The 2,269-nt window shown below is 73.1% G+C and carries 3 protein-coding genes and 1 pseudogene; all 4 read right to left on the reverse strand.

Going from position 1 to position 2,269, the window contains the following annotated elements; all coding sequences use genetic code 11:
* A pseudogene (locus FV222_RS23695) lies at positions 1–165 on the reverse strand (molybdopterin molybdenumtransferase MoeA); the annotation flags it as partial.
* A 28-nt stretch (positions 166–193) separates the two neighbouring features.
* Positions 194–685, reverse strand: coding sequence for a cyclic pyranopterin monophosphate synthase MoaC (moaC, locus tag FV222_RS23700; protein WP_147762347.1), 492 nt, complete (start codon positions 683–685; stop codon positions 194–196).
* A 2-nt stretch (positions 686–687) separates the two neighbouring features.
* Positions 688–1,578: an indole-3-glycerol phosphate synthase TrpC gene (gene trpC, locus FV222_RS23705; RefSeq protein WP_147815792.1), complete on the reverse strand. Its 891-nt coding sequence runs from the start codon at positions 1,576–1,578 to the stop codon at positions 688–690.
* 9 nt (positions 1,579–1,587) lie between these two features.
* On the reverse strand, positions 1,588–2,269 hold a 682-nt coding region (gene trpD / locus FV222_RS23710), incomplete at its 5' end, for an anthranilate phosphoribosyltransferase (protein WP_147815793.1).

A 2,269-nucleotide genomic window follows, 5' to 3' on the forward strand; every position in this document is an offset into this window, starting at 1 on the left:
CATGGCGGAGGCGGGGAAGGGCGGCTGCGTCCGGGTGGCGACGACGTCGACCGCCAGCGTCCGCCCGACGGCGGAGGCCAGCGGCACGTCCTCGGCCGCGGTCGCGCCGGGAACGCTTGCGAGGATGCGCGCCAGCGCCTCGGCGACGGGGATCAGTCCGCTCATTTAGCGTGCCCGGTCACTTGGCGCCCGATCACGCCGCGTCCTCCGCCCGGTAGGCGCCGGAGCGGCCGCCGTCCTTGGCGAGCAGGCGGATGCCCTCGATCCGCATGCCGCGGTCAGCCGCCTTCACCATGTCGTAGACCGTGAGGCAGGCCACCGAGACGGCGGTGAGCGCCTCCATCTCGACGCCGGTCGGCCCCTGTACGCGGACCTCCGCGGTGAGACGCAGGCCCGGCAGCGCGTCGTCGATCTCGCACTCGACGCGCACCTTTGTAAGGAGGAGCGGGTGGCAGAGCGGGATCAGCTCGTGGGTGCGCTTGGCCGCCATGATGCCGGCGAGCCGCGCGGTGCCGACCACGTCGCCCTTCTTGGCGTCGCCCTCGCGGATCAGCGCGAGGGTCGCCGGCAGCATCACCACCCGCCCCTCGGCGCGGGCGGTGCGGGTGGTCGCGGGCTTGTCGCCGACGTCGACCATGTTGGCCGCGCCGCTGGCGTCGAGGTGGGTGAGGCGAGGTTCGTCCACGCTCACGCCTTCGCCTTCTTCGCGGGCTTGGCGTTGAAAGGCTTGCCGCCGAACAGCAGCGCGTGCGTCGCCGCCGTCACGTCCGGCTGGCGCATCAGGCTCTCGCCGACGAGGACCACGTTGAGCCCGTGCCGGCCGAGCCGCGCCACGTCGTCGTGTCCGCCGATGCCGCTCTCGGCCACCGCGATGCGGTCGGGCGGGATCGCGGCGCCGAGCTTGATCGCGGTCTCGAACGAGACCTCGAAGGTCTTCAGGTTGCGGTTGTTGACGCCGATCAAGGCGGTGCCGAGGGGGATCGCGCGGGCGAGCTCGGCGGCGTCGTGGACCTCGACCAGCACGTCCATGCCGAGTTCCTTCGCGGTCTCGACCAGGGCCAAAGCCTCGTCGTCGTCGAGGCAGGCCATGATCGCCAGGATGCAGTCGGCGCCCCAGGCCCGCGCCTCGTAGACCTGGTAGGGCTCGAACAGGAAGTCCTTGCGCAGCACCGGAAGCCCGCAGGCGTCCCGCGCCTGGGTCAGGTATTCGGGCCGGCCCTGGAACGAGGGCTCGTCGGTGAGCACCGAAAGGCAGGTGGCCCCGCCCTTCTCGTAGGCCGCGGCGAGCGTCGCCGGGTCGAAATCCGCGCGGATCAGGCCCTTCGACGGCGATGCCTTCTTCACCTCGGCGATCAGGGCCGGGCGGCCTTCCGCCACGTGCGCGCGGATCGCGTCGGCGAAACCCCGCGGCGGCGAGGCCTTGGCGGCCCGCGTCTCCAGCTTGGCCAGCGGCACCCGCAGCTTCGCCTCGGCGATCTCGCGGCGCTTGTAGGCCTCGATGCGCGCGAGCACGCTCGAACGGTCGGTGGCCGGCGGCTCGGTCGGAGGCGGCGGCTCGGCGAGGGCGTCGGTGGCCATCGGTATCCCTTATCCGTTCGAGACCGCGACGAGGCGGGCCAGCGTCGCGCGGGCCGCCCCCGAATCGATCGCATCCTGCGCCCGCGCGACGCCGTCGGCGAGGGCATGCGCCGAACCTGCGACCACGAGCGCGGCGCCCGCATTGAGAACCGCGATGTCGCGGTAGGCGTTGCGCGCGCCCGAGAGCACCTGGCCGAGCGCCTGCGCATTGTGCTCGGGGTCGCCGCCGCGGAGCGCCTCGAGATCGTGCAGCGGCAGGCCGACGTCGCGCGGGTCGATCGCGAAGGTCGAGGTCCGCCCGTCCTCCAGCGCGACGACCTGGGTCGGGCCGGTGACGGTGATCTCGTCGAGGCCGTCCGAACCGTGGACGGTCCAGACCCGGCGGCTGCCGAGTTCCGCGAGGACGCGCGTCAGCGGCTCGGCCCAGGCGCCCTGCGAGACGCCCAGGAGCTGGCATTCGACGCCGGCGGGGTTCGAGAGCGGCCCGAGCAGGTTGAAGATGGTGCGGACCGGCAATTCCGAGCGCACCGCCGCCACGTGCCGCATCGCGCCGTGGTGAGTCTGGGCGAACATGAAGCACAGTCCGGCTTGGGTGAGGCACCGGCTCAGGCCCGCGGGGTCGAGGCCGAGCTTGACGCCGAGCGCTGCCAGCACGTCGGCCGCGACCTCGCGCTCGGGCGCGGCCGACGTG

The sequence above is a fragment of the Methylobacterium sp. WL103 genome (genome assembly GCF_008039885.1).
GTDB lineage: Bacteria > Pseudomonadota > Alphaproteobacteria > Rhizobiales > Beijerinckiaceae > Methylobacterium > Methylobacterium cerastii.

What these genes read in the sequence shown, in the direction of transcription:
- trpC (WP_147815792.1), bottom strand. Translation starts at nt 1,578, where the DNA reads ATGGCCACCGACGCCCTCGCCGAGCCGCCGCCTCCGACCGAGCCGCCG.